Origin of the sequence: Peribacillus deserti, assembly GCF_002863585.1 — a bacterium.
Taxonomy (GTDB): Bacteria; Bacillota; Bacilli; order Bacillales; family DSM-1321; genus Paraperibacillus; species Paraperibacillus deserti_A.
In genome coordinates, this window is the sequence record NZ_PGUY01000002.1 from 40,676 (window position 1) to 58,341 (window position 17,666).

Sequence of the window (17,666 nt, forward strand, 5' to 3'; positions counted from 1 at the left end):
AAGCATAAAAGCTCCCAACATAATCATAAACCTCCAAAACCTAAGCATAAATTTCCACTCCGTTTTCAAAACCTGTAAAAAAATTAAAAAAAATAGTATATAGAGGGAAAGAGCCGCTGTGTGACACGGGTTTTCCGTAAAAAAAGTAAAATACGTTCAAAAAAGGCAGGGCGGAAAGCTTTTTTCCTGTTAGTCAGTCGAGTTCCACCGTTTTTTTAATTTTACTAGTTTAAGATTCTTCATTCCTGGCCAAAATGGGTGTTGTAAGGGAGGAATGGGGAAATGAAATTACTTAGAAAAAATATTGCGCTGGTTTATTTGTTAGTATTGGTGATTGGAACAATTCTTAGTTTATATATACCGAAGACGGAAAGTGCACAGGCAAAGGACACGGTTATTATCCCGAGTGATGCCATCAGGCTTCGTATCCTGGCAAATAGTGATAAAACAGAAGATCAAGATCTCAAGCGATTAGTACGGGATGAAGTGAATAAGGAAATTACAAAGTGGGTTCAGGATTTAACTTCTAAAGAAGAAGCCCGCAAAGTAATTGAGGGTAATCAAGGCCAGATCCAGGAAATCGCAGAGAACGTGGTAAAAGAGCAAGGCTTTACACAAGAAGTCAAAGTAAAATTCGGGCCGGCAAAGTTTCCTACTAAATTATACGGACAGTATTTGTATCCTGCCGGAAGCTATGAAGCTATCGTTATCACATTAGGAGATGGAGAGGGAGCAAATTGGTGGTGCGTGCTGTACCCGCCCCTGTGCTTCCTGGATTTTTCAAATGGGACGGCAGTAAGCCAAAGTCCGTATGAGGAGGAAGCTGCACATGACAATGTCGATCCTGTTGAAACAGACCAAGCAGACGGAAAGCGGGAAAAAGAGCAAGAGCCATCTGAACCACAGCAGCAACCAGAAGAGCAGACAGTTGAAACAGAGCAATCAGAAGAGCAGCCAGTTGAAACAGGGCGCACAGATGAACAGCCAGCTGAAACAGAGCGCTCAGAAGAACAGTCAGTTGAAGATAAGCAAGAACAGCCTGTCGGCACAGAGCTGCAGCCACAACAGGAATCTCCAGTCAGCACCACAGAAAAATCCGCTCCGGTCTACACTACACAAGATGAAGAGCCGGTCAAAGTTAAATTCCTTTTAGTAGAGTTATTCACAGATCTGTTCAGCTAATTTTAGAGCCGCTATCCTGCATCGGAGGCGGCTCGCCTTAGTTTTGCTGGTTCTATCAACTCTATCTCTTGCATATTAGTGAAACAAAGGGATAAGAGAGAGGGTTGATAGTTATGATAAGATGTGCAGGCAAAGAGGATAGTGTGCTGATTGAACAATTTTTAGCGGAAGCACATATAAGTGCTGATGGAGTAAAAGAGAATATAGAGAATTTTTTAATAGCAGAAAACCAGGCAGGAAAACTGATTGCTGTGATTGGCATTGAGCCTTTGAATGAGACAGGACTGCTGCGATCTCTAGCTTTTTCACCAGAGTTTCATACCCGCAACCTGCCTGTTTTACTGGAACAAGTGATCATTTTAGCCAGGGAAAGAGAATTGAGAACTCTATATTTAGCGACGAATAGTGAATCTGCCGCGGGGTTATTTCAGTGGATGGGTTTTGAAACCGTCCCCAAAGGCCGTATTTCCGCAGATTTGGAGTTATCCACCCATGGAAAACACTTAATGGGGATAACTTCCTGTGAATTTCTATGTAAAACGCTTTAGTTTTTCAACATATCCACAAAGTTACCCACAATTTTCAAATAGTTATACACATTTTGTGGATAACGCTTGTGTTAGCGTCTAACATCTTTTATACTTTCAAAGTACCTTTTTGCTTCCAAATAGGAAAAAAGGTCTATTATCCTCATAAAATAAAGACTTTTACACATAGATATAGAAACGATGAATGAAGGTGCTGAATATGCAGACAAAATACTGGACAGTGGATAAAAATGTGGACAACTCAGAAAGTTATTCACAGCTTGAAGAAGCAGCCGAATTGCTTCAGCAGAATGAGACAGTCGCTTTTCCTACTGAAACAGTATACGGACTTGGCGCTAACGCAAAAAGTGATCAAGCTGTTAAGAAAATTTTTGAAGCAAAAGGCCGTCCCAGTGACAATCCTTTAATTGTACATATCGCTTCAAAAGAGCAAATGAACGAGATTGTAGAAGAAATACCAGAACAAGCCGAAATGTTAATCGAGCGATTTTGGCCGGGGCCGTTAACGCTTATTTTTAAAATAAAGAAAGACACTTTATCCAGTCTCGTAACGGCAGGACTGCAGACAGTCGGAATCCGGATGCCTGACCATCCTGTCGCGCTTGAATTGATAAAGAAATGCGGCCTGCCGATTGCAGCGCCGAGTGCCAATACATCAGGAAAACCAAGCCCGACAACTGCGGATCATGTATTTCAGGATTTGAACGGCAGAATAGCCGGAATTGTGGACGGCGGCGCAACAGGCGTAGGAGTCGAATCGACTGTGCTCGATTGTACAGAAGCGGTGCCTGTCATATTAAGGCCGGGCGGGATCACGAGAGAACAGCTTGAAGACGCAATCGGACAGGTCTCCTATGATCCCTCTCTTTCCAATATAAAAGAAGCTCCGAGATCACCGGGAATGAAATATACCCATTATGCCCCGCAGGCAAAGTTCAGCCTGGTGAAGGGGAGTCCGGAATTTTTACAAACCCTGGTCAACGAAGCCAAAGCGGAGGGCCTGAGGGTGGGTGTGTTCACAACAGAGGAACATGCTGCGTTCTATGAAGCTGACCATGTCTTGTCTGCTGGGACGAGTCAGGACCTGGCGACCGTAGCAGCCGGCTTATATGATACTCTTAGAAAATTCGATACACTCCCAGTGGACTGCATTTTTGGCGAAGTCTTTCCCGTAGAAGGAATCGGCCAGGCTATTATGAATAGGCTGACGAAAGCGGCAGGGCATCGGATTATTGAAGAGAAATAACGAATAGGATTCCTTATTAGGGATCCTTTTTAGTATGGAGGTAAAAGGCCAAATTTCTAAGCCTGCCGGCGTAGTATTTATGCTGTTTGGGATTAGCCATATGTTAATTACAGAACCTAGCACTCTGATTAAGTTAAATTTTATAAAATGGGGGCAATAAAGGTATCAGCAGCTTCTTGATAATTAGAGGCTAGAAAACTCTGCCAGCCAGCCAAAAAGCCCAAAGCGAAATCGCCGAACAGCCCCAGCCCAGCCTACCCTCCCAACAACACCATCCCATTTCGCCCGATGGGAAATAATCCGGGAAATGGGGGACAGTCCCCATAGTTCTATTTGGGGTGGGACGGGCATATGTATAAAGCAGGCTAGTCCGAGGGGGTAGGGTTTGTGGGGATGATGGGTGAGTTGTTTGCCTTGATGTCTATGGCGTTTGCGCTGGGAATGGATGCGTTTTCGATCGGCCTGGGCATGGGGATGTTCCGTATGGGATGGAGAAGGGTTCTTTTAATTGGGATGACAGTGGGTCTTTTTCATATATTAATGCCGCTTTTGGGCATGGCGGGCGGGAGGTTCCTTTCTGGGACGTTTGGAACGTTTGCGGGGTATGCGGGCGGTATTTTGCTGATAATATTAGGAATCCAGATGCTGATTACGGGTCTTAAAGGGAGCGGCGATTCGTTGATCGCTCCGGTCGGATTTGGGATGATTGTCTTTGCTTTGAGTGTGAGCCTGGACAGCTTTTCTGTTGGACTGACACTTGGGATATACGGAGCGAAAACCGTATTGGTGCTGGTTTGCTTTGGAACAGCTGCAGCGTTATTAACCTGGGCCGGCCTGCTGCTCGGCAAAAGGGTTCAGGGTATGCTTGGGAAATACAGCGTGCTTCTTGGCGGGGCCATTTTGTTTGCGTTCGGTATTAAACTGCTGGGAATTGAACGATTGTTTTTATGATAAAGAGCCTTATCGATCATTTACATACTACAGAATAAATGGACAGCTAAAGACAAGCTGTCTTATTTTTTTATATAATATGTTCTAGGGAATAATGGAATCTAGAAGGAGGTCCGATTATGAATATACTATTTGTATGTACAGGAAATACTTGCAGAAGTCCGATGGCTGAAGCCATTTTGAAGAATATGAATCTGCCGGGAGTCGAGGTTCGGTCAGCCGGGGTCTATGCCATGGAAGGGCAGGAGGCGTCGTATAATGCCAAAGTTGTACTGGATGAAAACTCGATTGAGCATAATCACTTTTCCAGACAAATCAATGTACAGGACCTGAAGTGGGCCACTTATATCCTCACCATGACTGAAAGCCATAAATCCACCCTGATCATTAATTACCCGGATGCAGCGGGCAAAACGTTCACTCTAAAAGAATTTGCAGGAAAAGATAAAAAAAGCTCCGATATAGTTGATCCTTTTGGTGGATCTGCCGATATATATAGGGAAACCTTTTCAGAATTGCAGGCTGTGATCAAAAGTATGGTCCATAGACTGCAGGAATAATCGGCATTATTGGGGGAGAAGAGAGTGGCGGGGAAGAAACGGTATAAATTTGGATTACGGAAGAAGCTTGTAATTTTTACAACGCTCCTTGCAATTATTACGTATTCTACGAGTGCATTATTCATCTATGGAATCTATCCTTTTGTAAGTAACTATTTAAATGAAGGGTTATTTAACATAATTATTTTACTGCTGGGAATTGCCTGGTCAGGTATTCTAGCGTTTTTTGCGGCAGGTTTTTTGACAAAACCGCTTCAAAGATTAGAGCAGGCCGCCTTAAAGGCAGCGAGCGGGGACTTGTCAGAAGACCTTAAGCTTTCAAAGTCTGATGATGAAATCCGTTCATTAGGGGAAGCCTTCAATAATATGCTCTATAACCTGCGCGACATGGTGCAGAAGATCGACCAAAACTTTAAAGAGACAAATGATAAAGTGATTTATATTTCCCAAGAATCATCGAGGGCAGCTGAGCAGGCAGAAACGATTTCAAGGGCAATCAGAGAAATCTCACTTGGGGCAGATAACTCGGCTGCATCCATCCAAACAACGGCAGAGTCGGTAGAAGAAGTCATTACCCTGGCAAGAGATGTGCAGGATAAGGCCAACTCTTCATCAGAAAAATCATCTGAAATGGTACAGGAATTAGTTCAAAGCAAACAGGTCATCCATTCCTTGATATCCGGTATCCAGCAGCTGGCAGACGACAGCATCCAATCTCTTGACGCTGTTAAGCGCCTTGAGGAAAATGCCAAAAAAGTCGAGCAGATCATTCAGCTTGTGGGTGATATTGCAGGACAGACCAATCTGCTGGCTCTGAATGCTTCCATTGAAGCAGCCCGTGCCGGGGAACATGGCAAGGGATTTGCCGTTGTAGCTGAGGAAGTAAGGAAGCTGGCTGATGAAAGTGCCAAAGCTGTACAAGGAATTTCCTCGCTGATCCAGAACATTCAGCAGGATGTGCAGGGTGTGGTTAAACAAATCACTGAACAAGTCGAGTCTGCAAAGACAGAAGCGAACAAAGGTACAAAAACTAATGAAGTGATAGAAGAGATGACGGTATCTGTGAATAATGTGGCAGAAGCGGTCCGTGATATTACTAAACTTGTGGATCAGCAGATGGAAAGCATCAAGGAAACCTCCGCGCAGTCCCAGGAAGTAGCGGCTATTGCCCAAGAAACATCAGCAGGAGCGGTGCAGGTGGCTTCTGCAACTGAAGATCAAGCACGTGTGATTACCAATGTGGAAGGATTGGCCAGCGAGCTGAGACAACAAGCTGAACAGCTGAAAGAAACCATTACCCGCTTTCAAATGTAAGAATATGCCTGGATAAAGGGATTGCCCTTTATCCAGGCTTTTTTGTTCCCGGGAATCATCAGAGCTTCAATCCAGCCAGCTTTATATTTTCAGAGAGCTGTGGCAAAATAAATGTAGGATTAATAGAACTAAATCGGAGGGGACAGCATGAAGGTAGCGATTGCTTCAGATCATGGCGGTATCCAGATAAGGGAAGAGATTAAGAAACTATTGGACGAGATGGACATTCCATACGAAGATTTTGGGTGTGAATGTGATACATCGGTAGACTACCCAGACTATGCGCTTCCCGTAGCGGAAAAAGTTGCAAATCATGAATTTGACCGGGGAATTTTGATATGCGGTACAGGAATTGGAATGAGCATCGCTGCAAATAAAGTAAAAGGAATCCGCTGTGCCCTGGTACATGATACCTTTAGTGCAAAAGCGACGCGTGAACATAATGACAGCAATGTTTTAGCGATGGGAGAAAGAGTCATAGGACCGGGACTTGCGCTCGATATAGCGAAAATTTGGCTGACCACTGAGTATCAAGGCGGCAGGCATGAAAAGCGTGTTGGAAAAATTACCGAATACGAGGCGAAAAATCTATAAAAGTAGCCCCGCACTCTAAAGGGAGGCAGTTCACTGTATGGAAGAATATAGAATAGCAGAGGAAGAGCTTACACTGTGGCAGCAGCAGCTTCTTGAGGCACTCGATGATTTACAGGAACATGCAAACTTAAATGAAAAAAAACTCCTCGTGGTCGGCTGCAGTACGAGCGAGGTAATCGGCAAACATATTGGAACAGCCGGAACAAATGAGGTAGCGGAAATGCTTTTTCACGGACTGAAGCAGTTCCAAGCAAAAACTGGCGTGCAGCTTGCTTTTCAATGCTGTGAACATTTGAATAGGGCTCTCGTTATAACGAGGGAAACAGCCGAACAACGAGGGCTGGATGAAGTGACAGTGATTCCGATCAGACAAGCGGGCGGTGCACTGGCTACATGCGCTTTTAACAGTCTGGATCAAGCCGTAGTCGTAGAACACATAAAAGCGGACGCCGGAATTGATATTGGGGACACCTTTATCGGTATGCATTTGAAGCATGTAGCTGTTCCTGTCAGAAGCAGGCAGAAACAGGTAGGGCATGCGAATATCACAATGGCAAGGACGAGGCCAAAGCTGATTGGCGGGAACCGGGCTTGTTACTCCTGATCCGTTGGTGGGCAGGATCGCAATAGTTAACTCAGGTTAGCGTTGTCGCAGTCGTTATATTGATGGTAAAATAAAAAGTGAGTTTTAAAAAAGTCGCACGATTATAAGTGGTGTTAATAGAAATGTGCGGGTTTTACTGATTATTAGCGGAAAGATGAGGGGGATTTACATGAAACATTTAGCTCAGCAGGATGAAAAGGTTTTTAGTGCCATTCAGGATGAACTGAAGCGCCAGCGGACAAAGATTGAATTGATTGCCTCAGAAAACTTTGTCAGTGAAGCAGTTATGGAAGCCCAAGGCTCTGTTTTGACTAATAAATATGCAGAAGGATATCCTGGCAAACGTTATTACGGCGGCTGCGAGCACGTTGACGTGGTTGAGGATATTGCCCGTGACCGTGCAAAAGAAATCTTTGGTGCCGAGCATGCTAATGTACAGCCCCATTCAGGTGCGCAGGCAAATATGGCCGTATACTTTACGATTCTTGAGCCTGGCGATACGGTTCTTGGTATGAATCTTTCTCATGGAGGTCATCTTACACACGGAAGCTCGGTAAATTTCAGTGGTGTTCAATACAATTTCGTCGAGTATGGTGTGGATGAAACGACTCATCGCATCAACTATGATGACGTACTGGAAAAAGCACGTGCAAATAAACCGAAGCTGATTGTCGCTGGAGCAAGCGCGTATCCCCGCGAAATTGACTTCAAGCGTTTCCGGGAAATCGCTGATGAAGTGGGAGCATACCTAATGGTCGATATGGCTCACATTGCCGGTCTGGTAGCAGCTGGCCTTCATCCGAATCCAGTTCCGCACGCTCATTTTGTTACCACTACGACTCATAAGACACTTCGCGGCCCCCGCGGCGGTATGATTTTGTGCAAAGAAGAGTTTGCCAAGAAGATAGACAAATCTATTTTCCCTGGAATCCAGGGCGGTCCGCTTATGCACGTCATTGCTGCCAAGGCTGTTTCTTTCGGTGAAGTTCTCCAGGATTCCTTTAAAGAGTACTCCGAAAACATTATTAAAAATGCAAAGCGCCTTGCGGATGGTCTTAAGAAAGAAGGCTTTACACTTGTTTCTGACGGAACAGATAACCACTTATTGCTGGTTGATGTCCGTTCCATGAACTTGACCGGTAAAAAAGCAGAGCATGTTTTAGATGAAATCGGGATTACGGTTAATAAGAATACCATCCCATTTGATCCCGAGAGTCCATTTGTAACGAGTGGAATCCGCATTGGTACGGCTGCTGTAACTTCCCGTGGATTTACAGAAACAGATATGGATGAAATCGCGTCCATTATGGCTCTTGCTTTGAACAATCCTGAGGATGACTCAAAGCTGAATGAAGCGAGAATCCGCGTTGAAAATTTAACAAGCAAATTTACTTTATATAAAGAGCTGTAAAATGAAAGCCGGCCTGATTGTGAAGTGACCCCGTAAAGTCATTAACTCAGGTTAGGCATCTAGTAAGGCCTGAACTCGGTACTGAACCGGGCTCAGGCCTTTTAGTTTTGCCCTATATAATTTCTCCTGGGTTGTAAATTTTGCCAAAATAAACACCTCCAATTGTTAGGGATGTCTAAAAATTGGGGTAGAGTTCATGTTAGGCCGGCTTTTGTATATGATAAGAAATGTGCAATTTTATTTATTTAGCCGATTGAAGGAGGCGCTAGCGTCTTATGTTGCCAGGGGAATTGGTTTTTTTACCCAACTATTAGGATCTTTATCGGCATGATTGATGAAATGAATTTTTTTCTGTAAAATAAGTCGGAAGCGTTGCAAGTTAAAATAATAAAAAGGGAGCGATCTCCATGGGTAAGGTTTTTGTATTTGATCATCCGTTAATTCAGCACAAGCTTACATACATTCGAGATAAAAAAACTGGTACAAAGGAATTTCGTGAGCTGGTAGACGAAGTGGGCTCATTGATGGCCTTTGAAATAACACGTGATCTTCCACTGGAAGAGGTTGAAATTGACACACCGGTACAAAGAGCCACATCAAAAGTATTGGCAGGAAAAAAACTTGGACTGGTTCCAATTCTACGTGCCGGCATCGGTATGGTTGACGGCATGTTGAAGCTGATCCCTGCTGCAAAGGTTGGACATATCGGGCTCTATCGCGATCCAAAGACACTTCAGCCGGTAGAATACTATGTGAAGCTTCCAAGCGACATAGAGGAAAGGGACTTTATCGTAGTAGATCCGATGCTTGCAACAGGAGGATCAGCAGTGGCTGCTATTCATTCTTTGAAAACGCGCGGCGCTACAAGTATCCGTTTCATGTGCCTGATCGCTGCTCCAGAGGGAGTAGAAGCGCTGAAGGAAGCACATCCAGATGTAGATATTTATATTGCGGCCCTTGATGAAAAGCTGAATGAAAAAGGATATATCGTACCTGGACTTGGAGATGCAGGAGACCGTTTGTTCGGCACAATGTAATACAGATTGGGGATAAGAAGATGAAAAAGCCTATCAAGGTAATGACCATCTTTGGGACAAGGCCGGAAGCCGTTAAGATGGCGCCCCTTGTGCTTGAGATCGGGAAAGATCCAGAAAGCTTTGAATCCATTGTGACCGTGACAGCACAGCATCGCCAAATGCTGGATCAGGTATTGGACATGTTCTCCATTACACCTGATTATGATTTGAACATCATGAAGGACAGACAGTCACTTGTGGATATTACAACAAGGGGACTGGAAGGTCTGGATGGAATCATGAAAGAGGCAAAGCCTGATATCGTTTTGGTTCATGGAGACACGACGACCACGTTCATTGCCAGTCTGGCCGCTTATTATAACCAGATTCCCGTGGGACATGTAGAAGCTGGCCTAAGGACGTGGAATAAGTATTCTCCTTTTCCTGAAGAAATGAACAGGCAGCTGACCGGGGTGCTCGCGGATCTTCACTTTGCCCCCACATCAAAGTCAGCCCATAATCTCCTGGATGAGAATAAAAAAGAAGAAAGTATCTTCGTTACAGGCAATACGGCGATAGACGCCCTAAGCACAACAGTGAGGGATACATATGAACACAGTGTTCTGTCTAAAGTCGGAAACGATCGGCTGGTCCTTCTTACCGCTCACCGTAGAGAGAATATCGGGGAACCGATGGAGAATATGTTCCGGGCGGTTAAGCGGATCGTCGAGGATCATAAGGATATCCAGGTGGTGTACCCTGTCCATCTGAATCCGGCAGTAAGAGAAATTGCAAACCGTATTCTCGGCGGAGATGAGCGTATTCATTTGATTGAGCCGCTGGATGTATTTGATTTTCATAACTTTGCATCACGTGCACACCTGATTTTGACTGATTCAGGAGGAGTCCAGGAGGAAGCCCCGTCCCTTGGCGTGCCGGTGCTCGTATTAAGAGACACCACGGAACGTCCCGAAGGAATTGCGGCAGGCACTTTAAAGCTCGCCGGTACTGATGAAGAAGTCATATACAGTATGGCGAAAGAACTGCTGACAAACGAAGAAGTGTACGAAAAAATGTCCAGAGCCTCCAACCCTTACGGTGACGGCCGGGCATCCAAGCGAATCTGCGAGGCCATCCGCTACTACTTCAACCAAACCAGCAAACGGCCTGAACCGTTAACATTGTAAAGATACCGAGCCGCCCTCAATATGTGAGGGCGGCTCTTGTAATTTTATAAAACGAGCTAAGATAACGGTACAGCTGCGGACAAGCGCCAACAAGCAATCACGGCCAAACGCTAACGGGGGCAGTCCCCATTTCATTATTTCCCGAACCCAAAACCTTGCTATATCAACGGGAAATGGGGGACAGTCCCCCATTTCCCGTATACTCTCGCAAAAGGTGCAGATTCTATGGGAAGGAAGGGGTTTTTATTGATGAAGCGGTTGTTGGTGTTTGTGTTTGTGTTTTTGTGTTTGCCGCAGACGTATGTGTCGGCTGAGGTCAGGATTCCGCCGATTGGGGCTGAGTTCGCCGAAGAGCGGGTTATTGCGATTGCCGTATTTGATAAAGTTTCAGCCGATCCTGGCGTCATCCTGAAGCAGTATCCTTCACTTAGATTAAGAAGGGTTTTTTCCCATGCCTTAAATGGGTTTTCTATAGAAGGCAGGCGAAAAGATGTGGACCGGCTAAAAAGGGACTCCAGAATCTCAAGTGTTTCAGAATCTGCTGTTTATGAGGCCGATATCGAGGATAGTGTTCCTTTTATCGGCGGTGATGCCATAAGAGGGCTGTTTAATAAAAAGAACGAGCGGCTTACCGGCAGGGGGGTGAAGGTAGGCATCATCGATACAGGTATAGATTATCATCACCGGGATTTAAGGAGGTCCTATAAAGGGGGATATGATCTGGTGGATGGAGATCGAGACCCTATGGAGGCGAAAGGTAATAAAGGTACGCTGCACGGTACCCATGTAGCTGGGATTATTGCGGCAAACGGTAAACTGAGGGGCGTGGCACCTGAAGCGGAACTTTATGTGTACAGAGCGCTTGGTCCAGGCGGTAAGGGGACAACGGAAAAGGTTCTTCAGGCTATTGAACTTGCGGTTAAGGACAAAGTGGATGTGCTGAATCTTTCCCTTGGAAATAGGGTGAATGGGCCGGACCTTCCGATCAGCAAAGCCTTAGACCGTGCCGCAGCATTAGGAATCACGGCAGTAGCCTCCAATGGGAATTCTGGACCGGGTATGTGGACTGTCGGCTCTCCCGGCACCTCTTCAAGGGCCATTTCAGTAGGTGCCTCTACACCACCCGCCAAGGCGCCGTTTATTTCTGCAGGATTAGGAGGATCCCGAAAAACCATCCCCATTTTCCCTATATCCGGCTCCAGGCCCTGGCTTGCAAACTATTCCGGAAGACTGATAGACGGAGGGCTGGGGCTGCCAAAACAGCTTAAACAGGCGAAAAACAAAATGGTCCTCATAAAAAGAGGAGAAATTTCATTCGCCGAAAAGATAGAAAATGCAGCCGAAGCAGGAGCTTCTGCGGTTCTCATTTATAACAATACGAAAGGCAGTTTTTTTGGAAGAGTTGAGAAGAAAGCCGAAATTGCCGCAGCTACACTCTCAAGAGAAGAGGGGAAGCTGCTATTGAAAACGAAGCCCTACTATATCCATACAGTCATGAAAATACAGAAAGATCAGATTGCAGATTTCAGTTCAAGAGGTCCGGTCACCTCTACCTGGATGATCAAACCTGATATTGTGGCACCGGGTGTCGGGATTAAGAGCACCATTCCGGAAGGATATCTTTCCTTGAATGGAACGAGTATGGCAGCCCCGCATATTGCGGGGGCATGCGCGCTTTTAAAGCAGGCGCATCCTGACTGGACTCCGGACCAGATGAAATCCGCGTTGATGACGACGGCCACACAGCTCAAAAGGAATCAAAACAAGTACCATACCTATGAACAGGGGGCTGGGAGAGTACGGCTTCAGGAAGCGGCGAAAGCGGACACTTTCTTTTATCCCAGTTCTTTGACGTTAAAATTCGATCGTAAAAGGAGAACCCGGACAGCTGCCATAATAATAGAAAATTCTTCTTCAAGCGCAAAGCATTATTCAGTCATACAGCCTCCGCTTCAGCCCGGAATGGTCTGGAGGACGCCATTTGCGTTTACCCTTGAAGCGGGAGAACGGAAGAAAGTTACGATTGAGCTTGCACTTGATACAAGGAAAAGGAAAGCAGCCGTCTGTGACGGATACCTTACGGTTATGGAAGGCGCAAAAAAGATTTCTCTTCCTTATTTATATACGATCCATGAACCCAATTACCCGCGGGTGATGGGCTTCGAATTTGTTCCCGGTGATAGAGCGGCCGATTACAGATATGAATTATATCTCCCGGGCGGAGCTGATGAGATGGGAATTGCCTTATATGCAAAGGACAGCTATAGATTTGCCGGCTTCCTGGACTGGCTGCCAAATGCGCCAAGAGGAATGATCAGAAAGGAAGTCAAAAAGGAAAAGCTGCCGCCAAAAGGAGAGTATATCGCAGTAATTTTTGCCAGAAAAGCGGGCAGGGAGGACCGGATTGAACGTGCTATTTCCATTAACTAGCACAGAAAAGTTGTAAAAATGATAAAAATGTGAACAATTGTTAAAAACCCGTTATACATCTAGATTTTCACCCTATCATTCATTGACATTAAAAGGTACCTATTGTATGCTTTTAAGGGTATGAATGGTAGGGTTTTCATGGAAATTCTCCTTTTTTCTGTCTGTGGAAAAGTAGAATGGAAAATACAGCCTCTGCCCACTAATAACCGCGAGGAAACAAAGATGAGCAAGAAAGAACGCCACCCATTAAAAGCGATGGCTCTAATGTCTGCCATCCTTTCTCAATTAGTAGGTTCCGTCGTGATAGGCATCTTCGGTGGAAGATGGATCGATAAGACGGCACATACCGAACCGCTTTTTCTAATCATTGGCCTTCTTTTAGGGCTTGCGGCCGGAATTTATTCCATGCTCCGCACAGTCCGGCACTATTTCTCGGGAGATTAAAATCCAAATGTTTGATCTTGATAAGATGTTTTACAGAGAGCTTAAGTACATCATCTACCTAGTAGCTTTTTATGTATTAGGCTGGGGGTTCACACCCTATAAACCTGTTTTTCTTGGATTGGCTTTCGGAACCTGCTTAAGTTTGTTCCTTTTATGGACAATGGTCAGCAAGAATCGAAAACTGACGAAAGCAGCTATGGAAGGCACAAAGATGAAATCCGTAGGAACGCTTTCCAGGATGGCAACCGCAGCCCTTGCTGTATCGGTGGCCCTTCAATTTCCGGATGCCCTGCATTTAGGAAGTGTAATCATTGGATTAATGACAATATACTTTGTCATTATTATAGATTTTTTTATCCAACACTTACGTCAAAAGTAGATAAGAGAGGTGAATACTGTTGAATCATGAAGCTCCTATATGGGAATTTTTGGGACTTAATTTTAATCTGGCAAATATGCTGATGATCACAATTGCAAGTCTCATAGTCTTCATTATCGCTCTGGTTTCTACTCGCAAACTTGCCATGAAGCCTACCGGCGCCCAGAACTTTATGGAATGGGTAATGGATTTTGTTAAGGGACTTATTAATAGTACTATGGATTGGCAGACAGGCGGTCGATTTTTACTCTTGGGAATGACATTGCTTATGTACATATTTGTTTCAAATATGTTAGGATTGCCATTTTCCGTTGTAATAGGCCATGAGCTTTGGTGGAAATCCCCTACAGCAGATCCGGCAATAACAATGACGCTTGCTACAATGGTGGTAGGTCTGTCACATTATTACGGCATCAAGATGAAGGGTACTAAAGCATATTTACGAGGCTATGTGGAACCAATGAAATTCTTGTTTCCAATCAAGATTATCGAAGAGTTTGCAAATACCCTTACAATGGGTCTGCGGCTATACGGTAATATTTATGCAGGTGAAATCCTGTTAGCTTTGCTTGCCGGTATGGCGACAAGCGGAATTGGCGGAACACTTGGTGCCATCGTTCCTATGCTTGCGTGGCAAGGATTCAGTATCTTCGTAGGTGCAATTCAAGCGTTTATTTTCACTATGTTAACAATGGTTTATCTTGCTCACAAAGTAGCGGACGACCATTAATTATAAACCTGTTCAATTCTGAACAAATGCAAGAAAAAATACAAAATTATTATTTACTTTTCGAGGAGGAAATTTTATCATGACAGGTTCATTAGGTCTTATAGCAGCTGCTATCGCAGTTGGTTTAGCAGCAGTAGGTGCTGGTATTGGTAACGGTCTTATCGTTGGTCGTACAGTTGAAGGTATCGCTCGTCAGCCGGAAGCTCGCGGAATGCTACAAACTACAATGTTCATCGGTATCGCACTAGTTGAGGCACTTCCTATTATTGCAGTAGTTATCGCGTTCATGGTTATTGGACAATAATTTTAACTTTAAGACGCTGGGCAAATGGCGAAGATCATTCCATTGTGAACCTTCGCCATTCCTTTATGCCCTAAAAGCGGTTTTTAAAAAACAGGCTGTTCTGAAATAATGATGTAATTTCTTATAACTCATAGTAGAACGACTCTTGAAGGGAGTGAACCCAGGGTGTTAACAGAAAGTTTAGTACTTGGTGAAGCTATGCACTTTAATGGCGGAGATATCATTTTCCAATTAATCATGTTTATCATATTGCTGGCACTGATTAAAAAATTTGCGTTCGGTCCTTTAATGGGAATCATGAAAGAACGTGAATCTCACATTGCAGGCGAAATCGAAGCTGCTGAGAACAGCCGTGCGGAAGCTAAAAAGGCTTTGGAAGAACAGCGCGAGCTTATCAAGCAGTCTCGTACAGAAGCTGCACAGCTTATCGAAAATGCTAGAAAACAAGGCGATGCACAGCGTGAAGAAATCATTTCTGCTGCCCGTGCTGAGTCTGAGCGTATCAAAGAATCCGCTAAGATTGAAATAGAGCATCAGAAGGAACAGGCGATTGCTGCATTGCGCGAGCAGGTTGCATCACTGTCTGTCATGATTGCTTCTAAAGTAATTGAAAGAGAATTGTCTGAAGCAGATCAGCAAAAGCTTATCAATGAATATATCAATGGGGCAGGAGATCAGCTATGAGCAATACAACCGTAGCACAGCGCTATGCGGTTGCTCTCTTCCAAATTGCGAAGGAACAAAATCTTTTAGTTCAGTTTGAAGAGGAGCTGCGCACTGTGAGAACAGTGTTTTCTCAAAATAGCGAACTTCAGGGCTTTCTAAGCCATCCTAAAATTACAATTGACCAAAAGAAACAGTTTATCCAATCTGTTTTCGGCGGTGCTTCAGCAGGCGTGCAAAACACATTGATGCTTTTAGTCGAGCGTCATCGTGAGAACATCATCCCTGAAGTTGCAGAGGATTTTATCCATCTTGCAAACGAAGAACGCGGTGAAGCGGAAGCTAAGGTTTATTCCGTACGTCCGCTTACTGATGATGAGCGCCAGGCTATCAACTCTGCTTTTGCTAAAAGAGTAGGGAAACAATCACTTATTATTGAAAATATTATAGATCGCACTTTACTGGGCGGAGTTAAGATCCGAATTGGCAACCGTATTTTTGACGGCAGCGTGAGCGGAAAGCTTCAGCGCCTGGAAAAGCAATTACTAGTTTAACATTCACAGTTAGGGGTGAAATTCATGAGCATCAAAGCTGAAGAAATCAGTGCGCTGATAAAAAAGCAAATTGAAAACTATCAGTCTGAAATAGAAGTAAACGACGTGGGTACGGTAATCCAGGTTGGTGATGGTATTGCACGTGTTCATGGTCTTGATAATGTAATGGCAGGGGAACTGGTTGAGTTCTCTAATGGTGTTATGGGTCTTGCTCAAAACCTTGAGCAAAATAACGTAGGTATCGTTATTCTTGGTCCTTTCGCTGATATTCGTGAAGGCAGTGAAGTACGCCGTACAGGAAGAATCATGGAGGTTCCGGTTGGTGATGAACTGATCGGCCGTGTAGTTAACCCTCTTGGACAGCCAGTTGACGGCTTAGGCCCGATCAACGCAGTTAAGACTCGTCCTATCGAGAGCCCTGCAACAGGCGTTATGGATCGTAAATCGGTTCATGAGCCGCTGCAGACAGGTATTAAAGCGATCGACGCTCTTGTTCCAATCGGACGCGGACAGCGTGAACTTATCATCGGTGACCGCCAGACTGGTAAAACATCTGTAGCGATCGATACAATCCTGAATCAGGCTGACCAAAACATGGTATGTATTTACGTAGCAATCGGCCAAAAAGAATCTACGGTACGTAATGCAGTTGAAACTCTTCGTAAGCATGGTGCACTAGATTACACTATCGTAGTAACAGCATCTGCATCCCAGCCGGCTCCGCTATTATTCTTAGCTCCTTACGCTGGTGTTACAATGGGTGAAGAATTCATGTTCAACGGCAGACACGTTCTTGTTGTTTATGATGATCTATCTAAACAAGCATCTGCATACCGTGAACTTTCCCTATTATTACGCCGTCCTCCAGGCCGTGAAGCATTCCCTGGTGACGTATTCTACTTGCACTCACGTTTACTAGAGCGTGCTGCAAAACTAAATGATACTCTTGGTGCTGGTTCCATCACAGCTCTTCCATTCGTTGAGACACAAGCTGGAGATATCTCAGCTTATATTCCAACAAACGTAATTTCGATTACAGACGGACAGATTTTCCTTCAGTCTGACCTGTTCTTCTCTGGTGTACGCCCGGCTATCAACGCTGGTCTTTCAGTATCACGTGTAGGTGGTTCTGCACAGATCAAAGCGATGAAAAAGGTTGCTGGTACACTTCGTCTTGACCTTGCTTCTTTCCGTGAGCTTGAAGCATTTGCACAATTCGGTTCTGACCTAGATAAAGCAACTCAGGCTAAGCTTAACCGCGGTGCCCGCACAGTTGAAGTTCTTAAGCAGGATCTGAACAAGCCGCTTAAAGTTGAAAAGCAGGTTGCGATTCTTTATGCATTGACACGCGGACATTTAGATGAAATCCCAGTTTCGGATATTCGCCGCTTTGAAGGGGAATTCCACAGCTGGTTAGATCAAAACCGCCAAAACTTGTTAGATCATATTCGTACAACCGGCGATCTGCCTAAGGATGAAGAAATGAACTCTGCTGTTGCTGAATTCAAGAAAACATTCGTTGTTTCTGAATAATAGATCTTAACAAACT

General features: G+C 44.7%; 19 protein-coding genes. All 19 read left to right on the top strand.

Annotated elements, in window-relative coordinates:
• Positions 1-282: 282 nt before the first annotated feature.
• The 19 genes from spoIIR (at position 283) to atpA (ending at position 17,650) form a co-directional block, all read left to right on the top strand.
• Positions 283-1,182: a stage II sporulation protein R gene (spoIIR, locus tag CUU66_RS00530; RefSeq protein ID WP_101639734.1), complete on the top strand. Its 900-nt coding sequence runs from the start codon at positions 283-285 to the stop codon at positions 1,180-1,182.
• Between the two features lie 113 nt (positions 1,183-1,295).
• Positions 1,296-1,730, top strand: coding sequence for a GNAT family N-acetyltransferase (locus CUU66_RS00535; RefSeq protein WP_101639735.1), 435 nt, complete (start codon positions 1,296-1,298; stop codon positions 1,728-1,730).
• 199 nt (positions 1,731-1,929) lie between these two features.
• Complete coding sequence (locus CUU66_RS00540; protein WP_101639736.1) at positions 1,930-2,976, top strand: L-threonylcarbamoyladenylate synthase; 1,047 nt, start codon at positions 1,930-1,932, stop codon at positions 2,974-2,976.
• Between the two features lie 393 nt (positions 2,977-3,369).
• Positions 3,370-3,927, top strand: coding sequence for a manganese efflux pump MntP (locus tag CUU66_RS00545; RefSeq protein ID WP_257967865.1), 558 nt, complete (start codon positions 3,370-3,372; stop codon positions 3,925-3,927).
• 119 nt (positions 3,928-4,046) lie between these two features.
• Positions 4,047-4,487 (top strand): low molecular weight protein arginine phosphatase, encoded by a 441-nt coding sequence (locus CUU66_RS00550; RefSeq protein WP_101639737.1) that lies wholly within the window; start codon positions 4,047-4,049, stop codon positions 4,485-4,487.
• A gap of 24 nt (positions 4,488-4,511) precedes the next feature.
• On the top strand, positions 4,512-5,801 hold the full coding sequence (locus tag CUU66_RS00555) for a methyl-accepting chemotaxis protein (protein ID WP_101639738.1): 1,290 nt from the start codon (positions 4,512-4,514) through the stop codon (positions 5,799-5,801).
• A 147-nt stretch (positions 5,802-5,948) separates the two neighbouring features.
• Positions 5,949-6,395, top strand: coding sequence for a ribose 5-phosphate isomerase B (rpiB, locus tag CUU66_RS00560; RefSeq protein WP_101639739.1), 447 nt, complete (start codon positions 5,949-5,951; stop codon positions 6,393-6,395).
• 37 nt (positions 6,396-6,432) lie between these two features.
• Positions 6,433-6,999 carry a TIGR01440 family protein gene (locus CUU66_RS00565; protein WP_101639740.1) on the top strand — a complete coding sequence of 189 codons (567 nt, stop codon included), beginning with the start codon at positions 6,433-6,435 and terminating at the stop codon, positions 6,997-6,999.
• Between the two features lie 169 nt (positions 7,000-7,168).
• Complete coding sequence (gene glyA / locus CUU66_RS00570) at positions 7,169-8,410, top strand: serine hydroxymethyltransferase (protein WP_101639741.1); 1,242 nt, start codon at positions 7,169-7,171, stop codon at positions 8,408-8,410.
• Positions 8,411-8,817: 407 nt separating this feature from the next.
• Positions 8,818-9,447 carry a uracil phosphoribosyltransferase gene (gene upp / locus CUU66_RS00575; RefSeq protein ID WP_101639742.1) on the top strand — a complete coding sequence of 210 codons (630 nt, stop codon included), beginning with the start codon at positions 8,818-8,820 and terminating at the stop codon, positions 9,445-9,447.
• A 20-nt stretch (positions 9,448-9,467) separates the two neighbouring features.
• Positions 9,468-10,613, top strand: coding sequence for a non-hydrolyzing UDP-N-acetylglucosamine 2-epimerase (gene wecB / locus CUU66_RS00580; protein ID WP_101639743.1), 1,146 nt, complete (start codon positions 9,468-9,470; stop codon positions 10,611-10,613).
• A gap of 249 nt (positions 10,614-10,862) precedes the next feature.
• Positions 10,863-13,043, top strand: coding sequence for a S8 family serine peptidase (locus tag CUU66_RS00585; RefSeq protein ID WP_101639744.1), 2,181 nt, complete (start codon positions 10,863-10,865; stop codon positions 13,041-13,043).
• A gap of 222 nt (positions 13,044-13,265) precedes the next feature.
• Positions 13,266-13,487: an AtpZ/AtpI family protein gene (locus CUU66_RS00590; protein ID WP_101639894.1), complete on the top strand. Its 222-nt coding sequence runs from the start codon at positions 13,266-13,268 to the stop codon at positions 13,485-13,487.
• Positions 13,488-13,494: 7 nt separating this feature from the next.
• Complete coding sequence (locus CUU66_RS00595) at positions 13,495-13,866, top strand: ATP synthase subunit I (RefSeq protein WP_101639745.1); 372 nt, start codon at positions 13,495-13,497, stop codon at positions 13,864-13,866.
• Between the two features lie 19 nt (positions 13,867-13,885).
• Positions 13,886-14,596 carry a F0F1 ATP synthase subunit A gene (atpB, locus tag CUU66_RS00600; protein ID WP_101639746.1) on the top strand — a complete coding sequence of 237 codons (711 nt, stop codon included), beginning with the start codon at positions 13,886-13,888 and terminating at the stop codon, positions 14,594-14,596.
• 79 nt (positions 14,597-14,675) lie between these two features.
• Entirely contained in the window at positions 14,676-14,900 is a 225-nt protein-coding gene (gene atpE, locus CUU66_RS00605) for a F0F1 ATP synthase subunit C (protein ID WP_101639747.1), read from the top strand.
• A gap of 165 nt (positions 14,901-15,065) precedes the next feature.
• Complete coding sequence (gene atpF, locus CUU66_RS00610; RefSeq protein WP_101639748.1) at positions 15,066-15,584, top strand: F0F1 ATP synthase subunit B; 519 nt, start codon at positions 15,066-15,068, stop codon at positions 15,582-15,584.
• Positions 15,581-16,117, top strand: coding sequence for a F0F1 ATP synthase subunit delta (locus CUU66_RS00615; protein ID WP_101639749.1), 537 nt, complete (start codon positions 15,581-15,583; stop codon positions 16,115-16,117). Before atpF ends, CUU66_RS00615 begins: the two co-directional genes overlap by 4 nt.
• A 24-nt stretch (positions 16,118-16,141) precedes the next feature.
• Positions 16,142-17,650: a F0F1 ATP synthase subunit alpha gene (gene atpA, locus CUU66_RS00620; protein ID WP_101639750.1), complete on the top strand. Its 1,509-nt coding sequence runs from the start codon at positions 16,142-16,144 to the stop codon at positions 17,648-17,650.
• Positions 17,651-17,666: the final 16 nt, after the last annotated feature.